This is a genomic window from Arthrobacter sp. SIMBA_036 (assembly GCF_046535135.1).
Taxonomy (GTDB): domain Bacteria; phylum Actinomycetota; class Actinomycetes; order Actinomycetales; family Micrococcaceae; genus Arthrobacter.
Map to the genome: position 1 here is coordinate 1 of NZ_JAWRXG010000096.1, position 302 is coordinate 302.

Genomic DNA, 302 nt, shown 5'->3' on the forward strand with positions numbered 1-302 from the left:
TGACGGGCAAGATCGAGCCACGCCTTGTGAGCCTCTCGATCGACGAGTCGCGATCGGACGAGGCCGACTCGCTGACGCTCGTGCTCGACGACTCAGACGGCAAGCTCGCAATTCCGAAGCGCGGCGAAGTTGTGCGCGCGTCGATCGGATGGGCCGACACGGGCCTCGTCGACAAGGGGTCTTTCACGATCAACGAAGTCGAACACGCCGGCGCCCCAGATACGATCACCATTCAGGCGCGATCGGCCTCGATGACGAACGCCATGAGCGAGCGGAAGGAAAAGAGCTGGCACGGCGAGACG

Annotated in this window: 1 pseudogene; it reads left to right on the plus strand. The window is 63.6% G+C overall.

Features of this window, described 5'->3' with window-relative positions:
* Positions 1 to 26 precede the first annotated feature (26 nt).
* Positions 27 to 302 (plus strand): annotated as a pseudogene (locus SB659_RS19275) (hypothetical protein); the annotation flags it as partial.